This is a genomic window from Nostoc sp. UHCC 0252 (assembly GCF_034931145.1).
Taxonomy (GTDB): domain Bacteria; phylum Cyanobacteriota; class Cyanobacteriia; order Cyanobacteriales; family Nostocaceae; genus Nostoc.
The window spans coordinates 105,979-126,527 of sequence record NZ_JAYGHE010000014.1 but is presented as its reverse complement, the minus strand read 5'-3'; the positions used below and the strand labels follow the sequence as shown (position 1 = coordinate 126,527).

General features: G+C 40.4%; 23 protein-coding genes and 2 pseudogenes. 14 read left to right on the top strand and 11 right to left on the bottom strand.

All coding sequences use genetic code 11. From position 1 onward, the window contains the following. The 3 genes and pseudogenes from VB732_RS11790 to VB732_RS11780 all read right to left on the bottom strand — a co-directional run. Nucleotides 1-350 (bottom strand): annotated as a pseudogene (locus tag VB732_RS11790) (hypothetical protein); the annotation flags it as partial. Between the two features lie 125 nt (nucleotides 351-475). Next, entirely contained in the window at nucleotides 476-1,738 is a 1,263-nt protein-coding gene (locus VB732_RS11785; protein ID WP_323231015.1) for a sensor histidine kinase, read from the bottom strand. A gap of 30 nt (nucleotides 1,739-1,768) precedes the next feature. Then, the gene (locus VB732_RS11780) at nucleotides 1,769-3,655 is read right to left on the bottom strand and encodes an ATP-binding protein (RefSeq protein WP_323231025.1); all 1,887 of its coding nucleotides are present in this window, start codon (nucleotides 3,653-3,655) and stop codon (nucleotides 1,769-1,771) included. A 326-nt stretch (nucleotides 3,656-3,981) separates the two neighbouring features. Between VB732_RS11780 and petN the strand changes: the two genes are divergently transcribed. From petN to VB732_RS11765, 3 genes are all read left to right on the top strand, one after another. Further along, nucleotides 3,982-4,071, top strand: a complete 90-nt coding sequence (gene petN, locus VB732_RS11775; RefSeq protein WP_012408302.1) for a cytochrome b6-f complex subunit PetN — start codon at nucleotides 3,982-3,984, stop codon at nucleotides 4,069-4,071. A 22-nt stretch (nucleotides 4,072-4,093) separates the two neighbouring features. Then, nucleotides 4,094-4,240: a hypothetical protein gene (locus VB732_RS11770; protein ID WP_322734397.1), complete on the top strand. Its 147-nt coding sequence runs from the start codon at nucleotides 4,094-4,096 to the stop codon at nucleotides 4,238-4,240. 152 nt (nucleotides 4,241-4,392) lie between these two features. Beyond that, nucleotides 4,393-7,524 (top strand): GAF domain-containing protein, encoded by a 3,132-nt coding sequence (locus VB732_RS11765; RefSeq protein WP_323231014.1) that lies wholly within the window; start codon nucleotides 4,393-4,395, stop codon nucleotides 7,522-7,524. Between the two features lie 95 nt (nucleotides 7,525-7,619). Here VB732_RS11765 and VB732_RS11760 read toward each other — a convergent pair whose 3' ends face one another. Together VB732_RS11760 and VB732_RS11755 are read right to left on the bottom strand one after the other, a co-directional pair. Continuing rightward, nucleotides 7,620-7,919 (bottom strand): type II toxin-antitoxin system RelE/ParE family toxin, encoded by a 300-nt coding sequence (locus VB732_RS11760; RefSeq protein ID WP_323231013.1) that lies wholly within the window; start codon nucleotides 7,917-7,919, stop codon nucleotides 7,620-7,622. After that, complete coding sequence (locus tag VB732_RS11755) at nucleotides 7,916-8,170, bottom strand: type II toxin-antitoxin system ParD family antitoxin (RefSeq protein WP_323231012.1); 255 nt, start codon at nucleotides 8,168-8,170, stop codon at nucleotides 7,916-7,918. Before VB732_RS11755 ends, VB732_RS11760 begins: the two co-directional genes overlap by 4 nt. Before the next feature lie 172 nt (nucleotides 8,171-8,342). Between VB732_RS11755 and VB732_RS11750 the strand changes: the two genes are divergently transcribed. Beyond that, nucleotides 8,343-8,606: a hypothetical protein gene (locus VB732_RS11750; protein WP_323231011.1), complete on the top strand. Its 264-nt coding sequence runs from the start codon at nucleotides 8,343-8,345 to the stop codon at nucleotides 8,604-8,606. Nucleotides 8,607-8,647: 41 nt separating this feature from the next. Further along, on the top strand, nucleotides 8,648-8,851 hold the full coding sequence (locus VB732_RS11745) for a hypothetical protein (protein ID WP_323231010.1): 204 nt from the start codon (nucleotides 8,648-8,650) through the stop codon (nucleotides 8,849-8,851). A gap of 354 nt (nucleotides 8,852-9,205) precedes the next feature. Here VB732_RS11745 and VB732_RS11740 read toward each other — a convergent pair whose 3' ends face one another. From VB732_RS11740 to VB732_RS11725, 4 genes are all read right to left on the bottom strand, one after another. Continuing rightward, nucleotides 9,206-11,242, bottom strand: a complete 2,037-nt coding sequence (locus tag VB732_RS11740; protein WP_323231009.1) for a DUF262 domain-containing HNH endonuclease family protein — start codon at nucleotides 11,240-11,242, stop codon at nucleotides 9,206-9,208. 325 nt (nucleotides 11,243-11,567) lie between these two features. Continuing rightward, entirely contained in the window at nucleotides 11,568-12,974 is a 1,407-nt protein-coding gene (locus VB732_RS11735; protein WP_323231008.1) for an NAD(P)(+) transhydrogenase (Re/Si-specific) subunit beta, read from the bottom strand. After that, nucleotides 12,971-13,264 carry an NAD(P) transhydrogenase subunit alpha gene (locus tag VB732_RS11730; RefSeq protein ID WP_069071329.1) on the bottom strand — a complete coding sequence of 98 codons (294 nt, stop codon included), beginning with the start codon at nucleotides 13,262-13,264 and terminating at the stop codon, nucleotides 12,971-12,973. The genes VB732_RS11735 and VB732_RS11730 overlap by 4 nt, the downstream gene beginning before the upstream one ends. A gap of 31 nt (nucleotides 13,265-13,295) precedes the next feature. Further along, on the bottom strand, nucleotides 13,296-14,462 hold the full coding sequence (locus tag VB732_RS11725) for a Re/Si-specific NAD(P)(+) transhydrogenase subunit alpha (protein WP_323231007.1): 1,167 nt from the start codon (nucleotides 14,460-14,462) through the stop codon (nucleotides 13,296-13,298). 360 nt (nucleotides 14,463-14,822) lie between these two features. Here VB732_RS11725 and VB732_RS11720 point away from each other — a divergent pair, with 360 nt between their 5' ends. The 8 genes from VB732_RS11720 to VB732_RS11685 all read left to right on the top strand — a co-directional run bounded on the left by VB732_RS11720 (nucleotide 14,823) and on the right by VB732_RS11685 (nucleotide 19,351). Next, nucleotides 14,823-14,987, top strand: a complete 165-nt coding sequence (locus VB732_RS11720) for a hypothetical protein (protein WP_323231006.1) — start codon at nucleotides 14,823-14,825, stop codon at nucleotides 14,985-14,987. Between the two features lie 241 nt (nucleotides 14,988-15,228). Then, nucleotides 15,229-15,741, top strand: coding sequence for a DUF2808 domain-containing protein (locus VB732_RS11715; RefSeq protein WP_323231005.1), 513 nt, complete (start codon nucleotides 15,229-15,231; stop codon nucleotides 15,739-15,741). Nucleotides 15,742-15,838: 97 nt separating this feature from the next. Continuing rightward, nucleotides 15,839-15,973 carry a 50S ribosomal protein L34 gene (gene rpmH, locus VB732_RS11710; protein ID WP_099102484.1) on the top strand — a complete coding sequence of 45 codons (135 nt, stop codon included), beginning with the start codon at nucleotides 15,839-15,841 and terminating at the stop codon, nucleotides 15,971-15,973. Nucleotides 15,974-15,999: 26 nt separating this feature from the next. Further along, nucleotides 16,000-16,419 (top strand): ribonuclease P protein component, encoded by a 420-nt coding sequence (gene rnpA / locus VB732_RS11705; RefSeq protein ID WP_323231004.1) that lies wholly within the window; start codon nucleotides 16,000-16,002, stop codon nucleotides 16,417-16,419. After that, entirely contained in the window at nucleotides 16,406-16,798 is a 393-nt protein-coding gene (locus VB732_RS11700) for a PH domain-containing protein (RefSeq protein ID WP_174711260.1), read from the top strand. The genes rnpA and VB732_RS11700 overlap by 14 nt, the downstream gene beginning before the upstream one ends. 208 nt (nucleotides 16,799-17,006) lie before the next feature. Then, nucleotides 17,007-18,158, top strand: coding sequence for a membrane protein insertase YidC (yidC, locus tag VB732_RS11695; RefSeq protein WP_323231003.1), 1,152 nt, complete (start codon nucleotides 17,007-17,009; stop codon nucleotides 18,156-18,158). Then, a complete protein-coding gene (locus tag VB732_RS11690) occupies nucleotides 18,155-18,685 on the top strand; it encodes a protein jag (protein WP_323231002.1) in 531 nt (176 codons plus the stop codon). The genes yidC and VB732_RS11690 overlap by 4 nt, the downstream gene beginning before the upstream one ends. Before the next feature lie 147 nt (nucleotides 18,686-18,832). Continuing rightward, nucleotides 18,833-19,351: a DUF177 domain-containing protein gene (locus VB732_RS11685; RefSeq protein ID WP_323231000.1), complete on the top strand. Its 519-nt coding sequence runs from the start codon at nucleotides 18,833-18,835 to the stop codon at nucleotides 19,349-19,351. A gap of 268 nt (nucleotides 19,352-19,619) precedes the next feature. On the opposite strand, the gene VB732_RS11680 is transcribed toward VB732_RS11685, so the two are convergent. Together VB732_RS11680 and VB732_RS11675 are read right to left on the bottom strand one after the other, a co-directional pair. After that, on the bottom strand, nucleotides 19,620-20,048 hold the full coding sequence (locus tag VB732_RS11680) for a putative toxin-antitoxin system toxin component, PIN family (RefSeq protein ID WP_323230999.1): 429 nt from the start codon (nucleotides 20,046-20,048) through the stop codon (nucleotides 19,620-19,622). Further along, nucleotides 20,048-20,269, bottom strand: coding sequence for an AbrB/MazE/SpoVT family DNA-binding domain-containing protein (locus VB732_RS11675; protein ID WP_094327679.1), 222 nt, complete (start codon nucleotides 20,267-20,269; stop codon nucleotides 20,048-20,050). Before VB732_RS11675 ends, VB732_RS11680 begins: the two co-directional genes overlap by 1 nt. A gap of 163 nt (nucleotides 20,270-20,432) precedes the next feature. Here VB732_RS11675 and VB732_RS11670 point away from each other — a divergent pair. Further along, nucleotides 20,433-20,549, top strand: a pseudogene (locus VB732_RS11670) (DUF177 domain-containing protein); the annotation flags it as partial.

The following is a 20,549-nucleotide window of genomic DNA, read 5'->3' as shown; positions in this document are numbered from 1 at the left end:
TTTAATCTTTTAAATAAATCTCGCATACTTGTTAAACTGTTATCCAGGGAATAGGATAGCCAGCACTCAAAAAATAGACGACTGTTCAAGACTGGATAATCGTTTTTTGGCAGCTTTCTCAGTATATCTTTGACAATTTTAGGAAATGAATTTATAATCACAATTAAACTAATATATTTTAAGCCTTCGCCCAAAATTACCATATTTTGGGCTATTTTTATCGGATTTTTCTTAACATTCAACACTTCTGAAAGCACAAAAGCAAAAGACACAGATAAACCTCCAACTATTCCAGCTTTGAGGGATTCTATGCGTTCTGCCATTAATTGAGGATCTAAAATTGGGTTCACTCCAAGATATAAATTGGGAATTGGGAATTAATTAGTTTCTCTCTAACCCTCTGCTTGCCTGCATTTTCACCAGTTTCTAATATGATAAACACTAGAGTAGTTCTGTAATTAATTAAATGCTGGTTTCATTTGGGAATTTTGATAATAAACTCGGTTCCAATGCCTGGTTGAGAGTTCACCTCTAATACACCGTTGTGTTTTTCTACAACTATTTGATAGGCTATTGACAAGCCAAGCCCAGTGCCTTTACCAACATTTTTTGTAGTAAACAACGGCTCAAACAAGTGTTTTTTAAGCCGTTCAGGAATACCAATCCCATTATCACTAATTCTAATTACAACTAATTCTTCGGGATTTAATTCTGTTGCAATTTTAATTTGAGGAATTGTATTGCTCATTTTACCTTCCAATATCGCTTCATCAAGGGCATCAATCGCATTTGCTAGAATGTTCATAAATACTTGATTCATCTGCCCTAGATAACAGTTTATCTCTGGTAATATTCCATAATTTTTAATAACTTCAACGCCCGGACGTTCGCCATTAGGCTTGAGGCGATGTTGCAAAATCATTAGTGTACTATCTAGCCCTTGGTGCAAGTCAGCAGGTATTTTTGTATCACTATCCGAACGGCAAAAGCTGCGGAGTGAATTAGAAAGGTTCTGAATTCGTTCACTTCCTAGCTGGAGTGAGTCCAAAATTTTTACCATATCTTCGAGAACAAAGTTCAGATCCAATTTTTCTATAAAGGTAGTAATTTTGGCTGTTGGGTTGGGATACTCTTGCTCATACAGTAGAAGCAACTCGGTTACTCCTGCAATATATTCTTCCAAGGGGGGAATATTGCTGGAAATAAAGTTGATGGGGTTGTTGATTTCATGCCCAATACCAGCGATTAACTCTCCGAGTGTTGACAGTTTCTCTTGCTGTACCAGTTTAACCTGGGCTTGTTGCAAAGCCTTGGTGCGATCGCTAACTTGCTGTTCCAAAGATTCAGTTAATTGTTTGAGTTGTAGATGCACGCGCACTCTAGCAATTACTTCCTCTTGTGCAAACGGTTTAGGGATATAATCTACTGCACCTAGTGAAAATCCCTTCGTTTTACTTTCGGTATCTGCTAAGGCAGTGGTGAAAATAATTGGAATATTTTGGGTAACGGGATTGGCTTTGAGACGACGACAAGTTTCAAATCCGTCAATCCCAGGCATTTGCACATCCAGCAAAATCAACTCTGGTTGATTGCGTTCAGCCTGGGCGATCGCAGTTTCTCCATCCACTGCAACACGGAAGCGAAAACCCTCACTATTAAGCGCTGCACACAAGACAGATAAATTTGTCGGATTATCATCCACAATTAAAATAAATCCGTTATTTAGGGGTTTGATCATGATGAATTAAAAATTTGAATTTAACTAAAATTAATTGATGTATTTTTCAATAAAAGTTTCCAAACGTTTGAGTTGGAAATTACTAGCAAGCTGCATGAGTTGCTGAGAAAAAATGTTTAGCTTCTCATCAGATGCAGAAAGTTTTTCAGCCAGTTCTAAAATATTTTGAATGTCGCCGTCTTGTGATAGTTCGAGTAACTCTTGCAAAACATCTTTGCTAGGATGAATCATTTCATTTTGCTGATTAGAAGCATCTTTAGAGATTTTTTTGATAGCGTCTACCTTAGCGTCAAAAATCCATTCTAGTTGCAAAAACTGTCGTAGCATTTCCAGCAGATTTTCAGCTTCTACAGGCTTTGGTAAAAAGGCATCTGCACCTACATCAATACTCTTGTGCTGGTCAACTGCAAATACACTTGCTGAGGACGCGATGACAGGAATCTCTTTAAATGGCCCAGACTGACGCAAACGCCTAATTAACTCAAATCCATCCAATATCGGCATTACTAAATCAGTGATAATTATATCTGGTTCGTGGGCTAGAGACTGTACCCATGCTTCCTGACCATTACCAGCTTCTACAACAGTAAACCCAACTGGCTCTAGTAAATTTACAATTACTGATCGATTTTCCCATTTATCATCCGCAATCAAAATGGTGCGCCTTTGTCCTTGATAACCAATAATAGTTCCCTGCTCAACTACTCTAGAAACCTTTGCCCAGTCTTTAGATTCTGACAATTTTGCCTCAAACCAGAAAGTGCTACCTTTGCCAAATTCACTTTGCACCTGAATTTGTCCACCCATCAACAAAACAATTTTTTGGCTGATTGCTAATCCTAAGCCTGTACCTTCAGATTGTCGTTTCTGGCTCCCTACTTGTTCAAAGGGCTGGAAGATTTTTTCGGCTTGTTCAGGGGTTATGCCAGTGCCAGTATCTACTACCTCAAAGCGAATTTTGTAGTTAGTTTTTCCATTAGCATTTGATTCTTTATTGATGACCTGAGCTTTGAAAGTGACACTGCCTTGATGAGTAAATTTCATGGCATTACTAAGCAAGTTAATCAGTACTTGCCGCAAGCGTTTTTCATCACCATGAATACCCGTTGGTAAATTAGGATCGATTTCAATGTGAAATGCGATGACTTTTTGTTCTGCCCTGATGCGGCAAATTTCAGTCACACTATCTATAAAGGCAGGCAAGTAGAAATCAACAGGATATAATTCCAACTTCCGGGCTTCGATTTTAGAGAGATCCAGAACATCATTAATTAAGGTTAAAAGATGAGAACCACATTGATAAATAACGCTGAGTCCTTTGCGTCCTTTTTCACTTAAAGATTCTGTGCGTTGGAGAATTTGTGTATAGCCCAGGATGCCGTTAAGAGGTGTGCGTAGTTCATGACTCATGTTGGCCAGAAATTCACTCTTAGCTTGGCTGGAGTTTTGAGCAACTTCTTCTGCTTGACGTAGTTCTTTCTCAATACGCTTGCGCTCGACAATTTCTGTTGAAAGAACTTGATTAATAGCCTCTAACTGGGCTGGGCTGGGTAGTGCTAGAGCTTGAGGCATAAGGTAAAATAACGCAAATGCCGTGTATATAGAAATAATGGCAGTTAAAGCTTTTAAACCACCTGCAATCCAATAGTTTGGATGCCAAAGCGTCCAAATATCCATTAGGTGTCCAGTACCGCAGGCAATGATAAAAGCACCAAATAACAAAAAGACTCCATTGAAAGGAACGTCTTTACGTTTGGAAATAAAGTAAATCAGTAGGAAGGGAATAGAATAATAAGCCAGAGCGATCGTGGCATCAGAAATAATGTGGAGCCAAACTAATCCAGTTTGCCAGAGATAACAATGTCCGTGGGGAATAAAACCGTTTGATTGGAAAGGATAGTTGAAAAATGTCTGCATCATACTAGGGGTTGTTGGATTTGAAATATATACCTATAACCCTAGTATTCCCAAACCATCAAGCTAGAAAGCGCGATCGCTATTTTTTTACATTAGTCTTTATTAATGCTTGAAGTACTAGCTTAACCAGAAAGATAGTATGTTATTTGCGTAGGTATAGCCCGCACTTCTCTACGAGACGTTCCGCGTAGCTTGACTTGGCTCAGTGACCATCGTAGACATCGCCCGCCAAAGCTACAATGTCATTTATAAAAAAAATCTCAGCCTGCCCAATCCCTGTATGATAAATATTAGAAACCTTTTGTAATTATTTGAAAAGCGGGACTATGGAGATTTTGACACTAGGTTGGGTATCGCTGTTAGTTGTGTTCACTTGGTCAATTGCAATGGTAGTTTGGGGACGTAACGGACTGTAGAGGCATCGTGGAAAGTCCATTTTTGAGTATTTTAACAATAGTAGCCATAGTGCTGCTTGTAGTAGTTACTGGTGGTATTGGTTATTTAACTGTGGCAGATTGGCGCGATCGCCGTCGCCGAGATGAAGACAAACGCACCAGCCGCAGCGCCACTCCCAAGCGGCGATAATTTTCTCGTGGTTGAAAAATTTTCTTGTAGGGACACGATAATATCGTGTCCCTACATTGTTTTTTGGCATTCCCAGGAAATAACTGTTAACTTTGCGATCGCAACGGGAATTATGAAATAGAAGACTTTCAATATTTAAAGTCCCACTGGGAATGGAAAACTCCTCTACCACTCAACCCATACAACCAAATTCAGAACAGGAAGAATCTCATTCACGTCAGAATGAGCAACAAAAAGCCTTATCTGGAGTTATTGCCCGTATCCGCGAGTCTTTAGATATAGACGTAATCTTTAAAATTACAGTCACTGAAGTCCGCCAACTTCTACAAACCGATCGGGTTGGCGTGTTTCGTTTTTATCCTGATTTGGCATGGGAAGGGGAATTTATCTATGAAGATGTGGCCACAGAATGGGATTCGGCACTAGCAGCCAAACTGCGCGACCACTGCTTTAGTGAAGAGTTCGCAGGACTCTATCAGCAAGGTCGCATTAGAGCAATAGCTGATATTTACCAAGTTAATGCTAGTGATTGCTACATCCAGATTTTAGAAAGATTCCAAGTACGTGCCAATATAACTGCCCCCTTGATCAAAGGTAAAAATTTATGGGGATTGTTGTGTATTCATCAGTGTAGTAGTTCTCGGCAATGGGAAGCATCAGAAATTGAGTTTGTACAATTAATCGCCGAACATCTAGGAGTTGCTTTACAGCAAGCAGACTACCTAGAACAAGTAAAACTCCAATCGGCACAACTAGCACAAGCAACAGCCAGAGAAAAAGCAGCCCAATGGCAGAAAACCATAGCTATAACCATTGAGAAAATTCGTCAGTCTCTAGACTTAAAAAGCATTTTCCATACAACCACCGCAGAACTTAGGCAGTTGCTAAGTGCTGATCGTGTGGCTATTTATCGCTTCAATCCCGATTGGAGTGGTGAATTTGTATTTGAATCAGTAGCAGAAGGTTGGATTTCCCTAATCGATGAACAATGGCAGCGGCCTGAATTGAGTGAAAATGTCAGTGAATGTAGCGCCAAAGATTTAGCTAAACCCCCAGTTGCTGACACCTACTTACAAGATACCGAAGGTGGTAGCTTTAGCAGTTGTGAAGTATACCGAATTTGTAATGATATTTACAATTCAGGCTTTAGCGACTGCTACATTAAAATTTTAGAAATTTATCAGGCAAGAGCTTATGCGATCGTAGCCATTTACCACGGTCAGAAACTCTGGGGCTTGCTAGCAGTTTACCAGAACGCCGAAACCCGCAATTGGCAAAAAGATGAGGTTTACTTGCTTACCCAAGTGGGCACACAACTAGGTGTTGCTTTGCAGCAAGCGGAATTTATTCAACAATTGCAAATCCAAGCCGCAGAGATCAGCAAAGCTGCTGAAAGACAAAGGGCGTTGGCAAACACCGTAGAAAAAATTCGTCAGTCTCTGGAAATTGAAGCCATCTTTAAAACCACAACTCAAGAAGTCCGTCGCTTATTAGAAGTGGAACGAGTCGCAATTTACCGCTTCTATCCTGATTGGAGTGGCGAATTTGTAGCTGATTCTATTGTTGATGGCTGGACACCAGTGGTTAAGCCGCAGCCAGTGACAGAAGGTATTCTTGTGCAAGGAAAGCAAGCGGGTAAGTATGCACGGAATGAAACTTTTGTCCCAATTTCTCAGGGCGAGAAGTTGTGGGGATTGCTAGTAGCTTATCAAAACTCTCAACCCCGTTATTGGCAAGATGAGGAAATCAACTTATTGGCGCAGGTTGGCGTTCAATTGGGAGTAGCATTACAGCAAGCTGAGTCATTGAAACAGATGCAGGTGCAAACTCAAAAACTGGCTAAAGCTGCCGAACGAGAACGGAAAGCGGCCCAAAGGGAAAAGGCGTTAGCCGCAACCGTAGAAAAAATTCGCCAGTCTCTTGATATTGACACCATCTTTGCTACCAGTACAGAAGAAGTCCGGCGGTTATTGGAAGTTGATCGAGTCACAATCTATCGATTCCACGCTGATTGGAGTGGCGAATTTGTTGCTGAGTCATTAGCCAAAGGTTGGACACCAGTAAGGGAAATTGTATCTGCGATATCTACGACGGGCTACGTCTACACAGATGATTATTTACAAGCAACCCAAGGCGGAAGCTTTGCTAATGGTAAAAGTATTGTCATTCAAGATATTTACAGCGCCAATTACTCTATATATCATATTGCCCTACTCGAACTAATGGAGGCTAGGGGATATATGATTGTGCCGATTTTTCAAGGTAAAAAACTTTGGGGATTAATAGCAGCTTATCAAAATATCAAACCCCGTGATTGGCAAGAAGATGAGATAGATTTGCTGATGCAGATTGGTACTCAGTTAGGAGTAGGACTTCAGCAAGCGGAATTACTCGCACAAACTCAACGTCAGAAAGAAGAAATTACCCAGACTCTGAAAGAATTGCAGCACACCCAGAGCCAGTTAATTCAAAGTGAAAAAATGGCAGGCTTAGGGCAGTTAGTTGCTGGTATAGCACATGAAATTAACAACCCGATTAGTTTCATTTACGGCAACATCACTTATGTTACTGAACATACCGAAAATTTACTAAAATTACTGCGCCTATATCAGAAACAGTATCCTAAGACAACAGAGGAAATTAAAAAGCAAGTAGCAGCACTGGATTTAGATTTTATTAGTGATGACTTGCCCAAAATTTTAACTTCAATGAAGATGGGGGCAGAGCGAATCTCTCAACTCGTCTTGTCGTTACGAATTTTTTCTCGACTTGATGAAGCAGGAATAAAGCCCGTTGACATTCATGAAGGCATCGATAGTGCTTTGCTAATTTTACAACATCGACTGCAACCACAGACTAATTATTTTGCGATTGAGGTAGTTAAACAATATGGTGAATTGCCTCCAGTAGTCTGCTATGCAGCCCAGATAAATCAAGTGTTTATGAATATTCTCAACAATGCAATTGATGCACTGGAAAACTCACAAAAAAGTGGAAAAATAATTGACAATCCTAAAATTTTGATTCGCACAGAAGTCCTCGAAGGGAATACTATTCTGATTTGCATTGCTGACAATGGTTGTGGGATTCCAGAGACGATGCGATCGCGCATTTTTGAACCTTTCTTTACCACCAAACAACCTGGACAAGGCACTGGTTTGGGATTATCTATTAGCTACCAAATTATTGTGGAAAAACACGGCGGTAATATCAAGTGTGTTTCTGAACCTGGCAAAGGCTGTGAGTTCTGGATAGAAATCCCGATAAAACGGACAGTTACCTAAGAAAAAGCAATGCCTTCTCTACGAGACGCTACGCAAATAGTGAGATTCGCCTAAGCTCGCCTTTGCTGTGAAAGTGCAATTAGACTATGGCTATTTCACTCTAATTCTAAAAATAGTGATTCCAAATCTCTATATCCACTGATGACACGGGTAATATCGATTCCATCTTCTCTGGGGTAGTAGAAGACGATATATTCCTCAATATTAAATCCCCGTAGATTCGCAGATAATTGCTCATAACTCTTCCCCATGTTAGGAAATCCAGCAACTAATTTGCATTTTTGACGAATGGCATCAAAAAGTTTATTAGCAGCACTGGGACTATTCTGGGCAATATACTTACAAATAGTATTTAAATCTTTGACTGCTTCATCAGAAAAGGAGTAGTTACTCATTTTTGAGACTCAGCAATTTGATTGATTTTTTCTTGTAGTTGAGCAAATACTATCTCACCATCTGTAAGCTCTCCTCTAGCAATTTGTTCTTTTCCAATCGCTATTTTTTGTCGAAGTTCTTCCAAACGTTGTTCTCGTGCTTGTAGCAATTTGAATGCTTCGTTCATCACTTCTTCTGCATTAGCATATCTCCCAGCTTGAATTTGGGATTGAATAAACTGCTCATGCTCAGGTTTGAGGGAAATATTCATTCTAAATAACTTTACTAACTTGACTATATTCAAATTTTATCGCTAATTGACTTGACGAACGAATACGGCTCAGTTTTCAACTGAAAGATTAATGCGTTCAGCAAGTGAATCCGCAGGAGTATCGCGTTTGTTGTGAAGATAAAATTAGGCGATCGCATTTTAAGAAAAAACTGTGATGCCTTCTCTACCAGAGGCTTCTCTTTCAGAGATGCTAACGCCAACGGCGGGCTTTTCTATGAGACGCTACGCGAACGCCTACGCACTGTGGAGATTTTTTAGGCGATCGCTTTTTTTAACGAACCACAGAGGCGCGGAGAACACAGAGGATGAAGAGAGCGATCGCACTTTGGGAGTTTTCGATATCGCTTTTTTCTTTCGCCCAAAGTCGCAGCGAAGCGATCGCCTACTCCAAATCTTCTATACTTGTACTATATAAAGGTAATCAAATTCTCTATGATTACAAACACTAATACCCAAATGAAAACCAATCAATACCCATTTGCTCAAGAATTAATCACAGATGCTCAAGGTAATATTCGTAAAGTAATTATAGATTTTCAAGACTATTTACGCTTATTAGAAGCGATTGAAGATGAAGGATTGATATTAGCAATCAAGGAAGTACAACAAGAAATACCATTAAATATTAATGAAGCATTAGCCAAATTAAAAATAGAGTGAATACCCAGTATCTATCCAGCTTTATTAAAGATTTAAAAGCGCTCAAAAGTACACCTTACTATGAGACGATTAAAGTACTTGCTTTTGAAGAAATACTTACTATATTCAAATTTTATCGCTAATTGACTTGATGAACGAATACGGCTCAGTTTTCAACTGAAAGATTAATGCGATCGCACTGTGGACATTTTGCAGACGATCGCTCTTTTTAACGAACCTTATTAGGCGCAGAGAACGAAGAGGGACGATCGCTTGGTATAATACATATTTTATTGCTGATGTTGCAACAAAGCCACTAAATCAGCTTGCATTGATAAATCTAGTTTTGTATCACGCAAAGGAACGCATATTTGCTTAATTAGATAACCCTTCTTTTTTTAAGACAAATCCTATACCCAAAAATTCTATTTTTTCTTGTTCGTTTCCTATACTAAATTTCCATCTTTCTTCCATAAAATTTAGTAAATCAATACCTCTTTTAAGTATCTCTTTAGCTGTCCAATTTTCATAAGTCGCTACTTCATTTTCAGAAAAAGACCCATATCTATATCCAATAGTATTTATTTCATTACCTTTTTTTGCAAGAAAAGATTTATTGCTAAAGCTAGAGTTTTTAGCTGATGAAAGAGGTAATAAGTTACCAAGAGAATTTTTTAATATGTTTTTTTCCTTAATTGTATACTTTTCAAAAGCATCACGCCAATATTTGTCTTTGGCTGTTTGTGGATATATATGTTCAACAGTCCTGTAATCTTCTGTAAAATCATTCTTAATAAATTCATACCAATTTATCTTTATTTGGCTATGTTTTGATGATGATTGTAGATATAAATCATATTCATAAAGAAAATATTTTATTCCACGCCACCTGTAAAAGCCTCGTGTCTTAAACTCAGATTTGATTCGTTTTAATGCTTCCTTATCACAACAGACTTCATGAAACATTTCTTCCAACTCTTTTATTAATTTTTCTGCTGTAACTTTACTTTTACTTAGGTTTATTGCTTTTTCTAAAGGATTGAATCGTGTGATAGAAAATATTGCGTGAGACGGAAAACCATTTAATAAACTAAAAAACATTAGTAATTCTAAAGCCTTTAAAAATCTGACTCTCTTCTCTGTGTTACTTTCTTTCTTGAAAAAAACCATTATCAAAGAAGGAACAGCAGATATCGATCCAATATTTCCTAATCTGTTTAGTTTATCTAGCCAAATTTTCTCATTCTCTGAAAAATCACTAAAATAAGGATTAGAAATTTTATGCCATAACACAACTGATTGTTGCAAATCTCTGACATAATTATTTATGAATTTAGTGTTTAACTTAATTGCATTATTGCTGCTCTCACCATTATTTTCTTGAACAATATTTTTAGATATAAATATTTTTTCTAACAGAACTTTATAGTATTCAGCACGAATAATATAACGACTTGTATTTATATTGACACCAAAAGTTTCATCAGCAGATATTTCATCCTCAGTGTTTGTATCTTTTCCAAAATACAAAATAAAATGATTAAATAGAAATTTGTCATCATCTAATGGATTATCTTTATTTTTACCTAAATTATGATATACAGTTTTCCATGCTTCATTTATACTATGCCTCAAATCTATTTTTTCATAATCTTCAACATTAAGCTTTATAGAAAGATATATTAATCTATTTTTCAATAATTCAAGCACGGAAAGAGGTTTTCCTCTATTGTTCATCGTCTCAAAAGCAATACAAACGTCTATATCATTAGAAATCGTAAATAAATTAAACAATAAATGCTGTGTTAATTTTTGAAATATATTTTCTCTTTCGGTATGAGACAATTTTTCTAATGCATCTCTAAAAAATATTTTAGCTATTTCGAGGTTATGAGTATAAATCGTCTCTTGCTTGTCAGAAATATTAAAAGAATGCTCGTCAAAAACCTTTGTCTTTAAAAATTCATAACTTGGATTATCTTTTTCATAACCAAAAATATACGATCTAGAAATGCCGCCGTCGTCATCTTTTGAATCAAAAATGTATTTTTTGCGGATCTCCTCAACGGTATTATAATTTAATTTAGTATTCTTATCGGTACACTCAATCAATCCTTGAATGAGAATTATTGAAGTTGTTAATCTCTGTTGACCATCAACAATATAGTAAGCATCATAACCTTTGGACTGTATGATCCATGAATCATTTTGCCACTGATTGATAACCTCGCTAGAAACTTCTTCTAAAGTTAAAACTCCTACATAATGATTTTTTTTATCTCCCAGTTGTTCTAAATCATTCCAAAAATCTTTAAGTTGCTTCAGATTCCAAGCATATCCTCTCTGGTAGTCTGGTATTCTATATAGTTTTTCTGTAAAAATTTTAGATAGTGAATATAATTCTTTGTCCATAAATTATTTATCCTGCACCAAAATAGGTAGTTAAATTAAGTAGCGGTTGTTTTGTGTAACTTTATACATCTAAACTTAGAATTACTATTTTGTCAAAGCCTAAGAGCTAATTTTGACTATAAAATTTTGTAAAATTATACTCAATACATGAATTAGCCTTTGATTAGTACAAAATTAGTACGTTTTTATTAAAGTCTTCTTTTCGTATTTGCGCGAAATAATCTCCAAAAAAACTTGCCTCAGAAGCATCACACTCCCAAAGCAAGCAAACTCTCTACATTCTTTCTTTACTTCGCGCCCTTCGCGCCTTTGCGGTTCGTTTCTCTTAAAGCTGCTTCACTTCCGAAACCAACTTCGCCACCATGTCCTTCGCACTACCAAAAAGCATCGTAGTTTTATCCTTGTAGAACAACTCATTATCTACACCGGCAAAACCCGTACTCATCCCGCGCTTAATCACAATCGTCTGCTTCGCCCGATCTACTTCCAAAATCGGCATACCATAAATCGGGCTATTTGTATCACTCCGCGCCGCCGGATTTACCACATCATTTGCGCCAATTACTAAAGCCACATCCGCTTGATCGAACTGGGGATTAATATCATCCATGTCATACAACTGCGTATAAGGCACATTTGCCTCTGCCAGCAACACATTCATGTGCCCCGGCATTCTCCCAGCAACGGGGTGAATGGCATACTTGACATCAACGCCCATTTTTTCTAACTGATCTGACAATTCCCGGACGCTATGTTGCGCTTGGGCAACTGCCATACCATAACCAGGCACAATTACCACAGAACGGGCATAACCCAACATCATCGCCCCTTCTTCAGGATCGATGCTGCGGACGCTTTGATCGGTTGCACCACCACTAGCAGCACCACCACCCGAACTAGAACCTGTACCAAAAGCGCTGAACAGCACACTAAATAAGGAGCGGTTCATCGCCTTACACATAATCTCGGTGAGGATTAAGCCAGATGCTCCTACCAAAGCACCAGCGATGATTAACATATTGTTCATCACCACGAACCCAGCCGCCGCCGCCGCCACACCTGACAACGAGTTCAACAGCGAAATTACTACTGGCATATCGCCGCCACCAATGGGGATGACGAACATCACACCCAGCACCAATGAAACGCCAACCACTCCCAAGAATATGGGTAAGCTATCGGGTGTGATGATTAAGTAAGCACTACCTACTATATAAGCACCCAAAAGCAAGAGGTTAAATGGTTGCTGGAATGGAAATGTAATCGGGGAACCGCTAATTAAACCTTGCAATTTGGCAAAGGCGAGAAAACTACCGGTGAAGGTAACACCACCGATTAACACGTCCAACAGCATGGAAATGTTCACATCTAGGGGTATCGCCTGAGAACTATCTAATAACCGCCAGAATTCGGCAACGGCTACTAATGCCGAAGCCGCGCCGCCCAAACCGTTGAGTAAACCCACCATTTGGGGCATTTCGGTCATTTGGACTTTGTAGGCAACGATCGCACCAATTCCCGATCCAATCGCCAAGCCTAACAATATCATCTGATAGTTCAACACATGCTGATCGAGCATTGTCGCTGCGATCGCCAGCAGCATCCCCACAGCCGCTACAATATTACCGTTTCTCGCTGTAGCAGGTGATCCCAGCTTTTTTAAGCCCAGAATGAATAACGATGCAGCGACTAAATACGTCAGCTGAATGCCAGTTGGTAAAAAGTCGCTCACGCCTTAATCTCCTTCTTCTTGAACATTTGCAACATTCTGTCTGTCACTAAAAAACCACCCACAACGTTGATTGTCGCCAGTATTACAGCAATCAAACCGAGAATTACTGACACACTTGTGTCTTTTGCACCAGCAGCTACTATTGCTCCCAGTACCGCAATCCCCGAAATCGCGTTTGAGCCTGACATTAACGGCGTGTGTAGAGTCGGTGGGATTTTGTTGATGACTTCAAAGCCGATAAAAGATGCCAACACAAATACAAACAAAGCAGCAAGTAATGCCTCTGTCATGAAATCAAAACTCCTTATAGTAATTTGGCTATTAACCTGCTCCAACGCCGCTCAAAGCTTGTAGTGCATCTCGCACTCGTTGATTGCGAATTTCACCAGCATGGGTAACGCAAGCTGCATCAACGATGTCGTCGCTAAAGTCCACCTGCAAAGCTTTGTCTTTAATTAGCAGTTGCATCAACGAAGTTACGTTCTTGGCATACAATTGGCTGGCGTGAATTGGCATCGATGAGGGGAGATTGATGGGGCCGATAATTGTCACGCCATTCCAGACAATATCTTTACCGGGTTCGGTGCAGGCGCAGTTACCACCCTGTTCAGCAGCCAAATCTACAATCACTGAACCTGGTTTCATCTGTGCCACCATTTCTTCTGTGACGAGCCGTGGTGCTTGTCTTCCAGGAACTTGAGCAGTGGTAATCACCACATCAGAATTTTTGACGTGTTCGGCGACAACTTCTTGGGTGCGTTGTTTGCTAGCCTCAGAAATTTCCTTGGCGTAACCACCTGCGGCGACGGTTTCTTCCTCTAATTTGACTTCAACAAATTTTGCCCCTAAACTTTGCACTTCTTCTTTGACGGCAGGACGGATATCAAAGGCTTCTACCACTGCTCCCAAACGTCTAGCGGTGGCGATCGCTTGCAATCCGGCTACACCAGCGCCCATAATAAATACTTTCGCTGGAGCGATAGTCCCTGCGGCTGTGGTTAACATTGGGAAATATTTCGGTAATGCAGCTGCGGCAATTAATACTGCTTTGTAACCTGCTAATGAAGCTTGTGAGGACAAAGCATCCATACTTTGCGCCCTGGTAGTACGAGGAATCATTTCCATACTCAAGGCTGTGACTTTCCGATTTGCTAGTTGCTGTGCGACAACAGGATTTCCCAAGGGATTGAGGAAACTGAGTAAAACAGCCCCTTCCTTTAACAAATCAACTTCTGAGCGTCCGTCTTCTCGTTCTTGAGGTGGACTGACTTTCAGCAGAATATCTGTTTCGCCCCATAATTTGGCAGTATCGCTGATTATTGCGGCTCCTGCCGCTTCATAATCAGAATCGCTGAAAAATGATCGCTCTCCTGCACCTGTTTCTACCCAAACTTCCAAACCTTGTTTTACCAATCGGGCAACGGTGTCAGGAATTAATGCCACACGACGTTCACAAACTTCAATTTCTTTAGCAACTGCTATTCTCATGAAATCTCCTGAAGATAAATACTTAATCTCTGCCAAGTAAGCGATTGTCTAGATAAGGGATATCCCGTATTCATAGTACTTAGGCAGGAACATCAGCCATGACTTTTACTTGTAGATTGATCCTTGAAACTTTCCTCTCCCACTCTTAACTGTCTAGGCAAAGCCTGACTTTGCCGTTTGCAGATGTCATATTTTCAGATAGTTGCAAACAGGGTTACGTATTGCACATCCTAAATTGATTCCCAAATTTTGCATCTTTATCTTTAACTTGTTTTCGGGATTGAAAATTTTGGTATTCCTTTCTTATAGAGTAATATTGACCCAATTTTGAAGGCTTTATAATTTCCAAATCAAATTTTAATGATTACGACTTTGATTCCAATTCAACTTATTTTAATCAATTTAGCCCAACTTAACTGGCGATCGCTGATGCCACACCTCAATTTTTATCACGAAATTCTCAAATTTAGATACACTTATACATATTTAGAAACACAATCCAATCCCAACTGTGTTTATATTTAGTTCAAAATTTGACCAAACCTAGTCATCGAATCAGCACTCTGTAAGGGCAATCAAGTGAATCGAGTATATGGTAAATTTATAACTAAGTAACTTTGCTGCCACCCATACCTCAGTGAGGATGGCACTTATTTTTGTTATTGAACGTCAATTGTCAGGAAGTCAGTAGTAAAGTTTAGTAACGAATACTAACACACAGTTATTTTAGATAACAGATTTATATTTTGGTAGAGGAAGCCTGATTATGCGACGTTTACTTTCTGCTTTAGCCGTGACTAGCTTTGTGGTTACTGGATTACCAGCCTTGACTTGGGCACAAAGTTTACCTGGATTTACGCTGTTTAGCGGTGTCAAAGCCGAAAATCAACTACCTTTCCGGTTAGATTTTGGTGGACAAGCTAATGGTTGGGATCGATATATATTAAGAATTCCAGCCAAAAGAATGAAATTGGCAGTTGGTCAATTTGCCATTAACTACCCTGAATATTACAAAGGAACTTTTGACCAGAACAAAATTGAAGTCCGAGTCAAAGGTAAAGCAGTTCCACTTTCTGAGGTGAAGTGGGACAAAGAAGGAAAACTGATTAATATTTTTCCTCAAGAGCCGGTGCCAGCAGGTAGCCCAGTTGAGGTAGTCTTATCTAACGTGAAAAATCCATCCTTCGGCGGAGTTTACTATTTTAACTGTCAAGTGCTTTCCCCTGGCGATGTGCCACTATTGCGCTACATGGGAACATGGATTTTGAGCATCAATTAAGAGTGCTAAGTGGGTGTAATCAATTCCCAATTAACCAAATAAGTAATACAATTAGAGATTGTGAGTTTTTATAAAAATCACCTAAGAGGAGAAGAGGATGAAAAGAACGCTAGGCGGTACTAGCCGTAAGAGAAAAAGAACCTCTGGTTTTCGCGCCAGGATGCGGACACCAGATGGCAGAAACGTGATTAGCGCTAGAAGAAAAAAAGGCCGTCACCGTTTGAGCGTTTAGGGCTTATCTAAGCTAAAAGAGCATCTGTGGCTTTGCCTAAAGCAAATCGGCTAAAATCCCGCAAGGATTTTCAGGCAGTTTTCCGGGAAGGAATTCGGCGTAATGGCTCTTACTTAACATTGAGAGCCTTAAAGCCGCTATTGACAAAATCTTCTTTGGGCGCTGCCATTCAGACTACACAAGCAAGCGACTCAGTATATATTGCCAGCACGCGGATTGGTATTTCCATAAGCACAAAAGTTAGCAAAAGGGCAGTGGTTCGCAACCGAATCAAACGGCAAATTACTTCTGCTTTATATAATATACTGCCCAAATTATCACCAGGATGGCGGTTAGTGTTCATTGTCAAACCCACAGCAGCAGAATCTAAGTGCGTAAGCCCACAATTTCTGCAAGAATTAGAGCAGTTGTTGGCACAAGCTGAGGTGTTCGATGGGAATTCGTGAAGATGTTTATTATGAAGGTGGCCCCCATATTGGGGATTTGATTGTCAACCTGCTAATTGGGCTAACCATTGTCGGGATACCATTAACAGTCGGGGCAATTGTTAGAGCATTGTGGCTGCGTTTTCGCATCACCGATCGCCGAGTTACCGTGAGCGGAGGTTGGCAGGGGCGCGATCGCACTGACATAATTTACTCAGAAATTGTAAAAGTTGTCACAATCCCCCGTGGCATTGGCTTGTGGGGAGATATGGTACTAACCCTAAAAAACGGCAGTCGTCTCGAATTGCGTGCAATTCCCAAGTTTCGGGAAGTCTATGACTACATCAACGAAAGAATTGCTGCGAAAAACCCCGAATATAGCGCCACTGCGAACAAGTGATGAGCAGGGGAAGCAGGGGGCAGGGAGCAGGGAGCAGGGGAAGAAAAACGATTGGTTATTTCCCAATACCCAATACCCAATTCGCAATTCCCAATTCCCAATGCCCCATTTGATTGTGCGGCTATCCGTAGCGAAGGGTAGTCGCACATAATTTATGATTTAGACTAGATTCAGTCAGTTTACAGTACCTCAGGTTGAATTCAGAATAATGGATTTTGGTATCGGCTTTCTCTCGAACAACGTGATGCTGCCAATCATAGATTTCTTCTATGGTATATTTCCGAGCTACGGATTAGCGATCGTTGCTTTGACATTGATAGTCCGCTTCGCGCTCTATCCCCTGAGTGCTGGCTCAATTCGCAACATGCGGAAGATGCGAATTGTACAACCTCTGATGCAGAAGCGGATGGCAGAAATTAAAGAGCGCTATAAGGATGAACCGCAAAAGCAGCAGGAGGAAATGGTCAATGTTCAAAAAGAATTTGGCAACCCCTTAGCAGGCTGTTTTCCATTACTAGTGCAAATGCCGGTTTTATTAGCGCTGTTTGCCACTTTGCGAGGTTCGCCTTTTGCAAGTGCGAACTACAGCGTTAACCTGCAAATTCTTCCCGCAGAACAAATCGAACAAATTCAACCGCAAGCCTTTGCCACTGCTCCTCAAAATATTTATATTGCTGATGGAGAACACGTTAAAGTAGCTGCCATCCTTCCCAGTGGTAACAAACTAGCGGTGGGAGAACAAACTAAGATCCAATATCAGACTGTTCAGGGCAAACCATTTCAGGTACTCTTAGCAGAACACCCAGAAAATGAGCTAGTTCCTGAGTGGAAAGTCACCAAAGGGGAAGATCGGATAAAAATTGATGCAGATGGCAATGTAGAAGCCTTGCAACCTGGAGAAGTTAGTATTCAAGGAACAATTCCTGGACTAGCAGCAGAAAAAGGTTTTTTATTCATTGATGCTTTAGGAAGGGTTGGCGCACAAGATCCAGATGGCACAATCCACTGGGATATTGTCGCTATGATCGTCTTCTTTGGAATCAGCCTTTATGTTAGCCAACTGCTTTCTGGGCAAAATTCCAGTGGTGGCAATCCGCAGCAGGATACAGTTAACAAAATCACTCCAGTTATCTTTTCTGGGATGTTTTTGTTCTTCCCCCTACCTGCTGGGGTGCTGATGTATATGGTGATTGGTAACATTTTCCAAACTGCACAAACTTATCTTCTCTCCCGTGAACCTCTACCAGAAGAACTACAAAAAATTGTAGAAACCCAGGAGAAAGAAACAATAGTCACCGAACAAAAAGCATTGCCATTTGAACCGAAAAGCGCCAAAAAGAAGGCTACAGGGGGATCATGAGCAACATTTCGATGCAGCGAGGTCAGCAGTGGTTAAAAACCCTGCTGGAACTCACTGGAGTACCTGCTGAGATTCAGGGTCATTTAGAAACTGCCCAATCTCAAGACAGCGATTCCCCAGAACCAGATAATTACTGGTTGACAATCGATCAAACTAATTTGACGACAGAACAAATCCAGATATTAATTGGTACTGATGGTTCTGTCCTAGATGCGATTCAGTATCTAGCAAATTCGGTTTTAAACCTGAGCCAACCCCCAGAGGAACAAGCCTCTTACACTATTGAGTTGAATGGCTACCGGGTCAAAAGAGAAGCCGAAATTCGCGCATTAGCAGAAGCAGCAGCCGATGAAGTGCGCTTTTCTGGTAGAGAAGTAGAAATTAAATCTCTCAGTTCTGCTGAAAGGCGACAAATCCATACCTTCTTGAAGGAATTTGGAGATTTGGAAACCTTTAGTCGTGGTAAAGAACCGCATCGTCATCTGGTTGTGCGACCAGCTTCGTTGGAAGAAGAGAGACGCGATTAATCGCGTCTGTACAAGAGTTAGGAGTTAATTGAAAGCTCAATATAATTTCAAAATTTCTCTTGTTCCTAAAAGCTAAAATAAAGATGTAGTATCAGTATTATTGCTGGTAATGACCATTAATTTTCGTGAGGATGTCTCACAAATCCTATGGACGCAATTTATATTCCGCAGCTAACCAAAGCCCCGGAGCGGACAGAGGAAGTTCAGGTTAAGGAATTTCTGCCTGGTCTGGAAACGTTGACACCAGTTCGCGGTCATGTGCGCGTACAGCATCATGGCACTTACCTGGAAGTATCCGCTCAGGCAGAAACAATTATTACTTGTACCTGCAATCGCTGCTTGCAGCAATACAATCGCCGCTTAGGGCTTGATACCAAAGAAATCATCTGGTTAGATGAAGCTGCAAATCAAGTCAATGACTTGCCCCTAGAAAGGGAAGTGATTATGGAAGAGTTGCTTGAAACCCTGCCACCCGATGGTCATTTTTATCCCAACGAATGGCTGTATGAGCAAATGTGTTTGGCAGTACCTCTGCGCCAATTGTGCGATCGCAATTGTCCAGGTATTCCTGTAAGTAGTACTGTTGATACTACTGATAGTCCTGAAACTCCAGTTGATAACCGTTGGGCTTCTCTGGAAGCACTGAAAAAGCAACTTCCGGGCTAATAGCTTATTGCTGATGGCTCAAATTCTGTGATTTCCCGCCCGTGCGTAGTTTACCGCCGTAGGCATCGCTTTTGAGAATATTAACTCGATAGAGACAGCATGGGTGGCAAATATATATGAGCCTTGTAAGATGCGATCAGAAAGTTTATGTCTACTATTGTATCTCGGCTCGACATTACACAAATATTCTGTGATGTAGATGACTTCTGTAAGCAGTGGGAAAACTTATGGCAACAAATACCACTTTTATAAGGCATTACCGGAAAAATTAGGGTGACTGACCATCAATAACATTTAGAAAATCTTCAGCCGTGATAATCGGGCAAGAAAAATTATCTTTTAGACTGAGTAAATCGCGATCGCCGGTCACGAGATAATCAGCCTCACTGACCACAGCCAAAAGTAAAAAAGGCACATCAAACGGATCACGACATTCAGGAATTACAGGCAAGCGGTCGGGCATCGCTACAGCTTCACAAAAGAGTATGTAATCCGATAGTAAATCTTCTTGCTCAGTTGGCGTGAGCTTAAACTTTGGATAAGCCAGCACTCGGATTAACTCAGTTGTTGTCGCTTTAGAAACCAGTGGAGTGAAGAGATCGTCCTGCCATGCCAAACGAAGCCTAGATACTCTGCCCCCAAATATCAGCGCCGAGATGATGATATTAGTATCAATTACCACCCGTGGACAAACCATTACGATTGACGCGCCCAAGCCACTGCATCAGCCACATCCTGCTCACTCAGTCCTAAATCCGCCAGCTTAGATCGAACCGCATCAGCCCGATGAATTTTTACAGGAGTCAGAATAATTTGCCCTCCCTCCACCTTTACCTCAAAATACTCAGCCTCACCGATTTCACGAGTAATACTTTTAGGCAGCGTTAGTTGATTTTTAGAAGTTAACTTGGCGAGCATGACTTGCCTCCTAGTCTTTGCTATCAAATGTAAGGATTCCTTACTTTAGTATATACATACTACCTTACTAAATCTAAAACCTTCCCAGGTTTGGTAACAGAACATTAAGAGCATCTTAACCAAGGTGATTTCCCGCCCGTGCGTAGTTTACCGCCGTAGGCATCGCAATTGTCCAGGTATTCCTGTAAGTAGTACTGTTGATACTACTGATAGTCCTGAAACTCCAGTTGATAACCGTTGGGCTTCTCTGGAAGCACTGAAAAAGCAACTTCCAGGATAA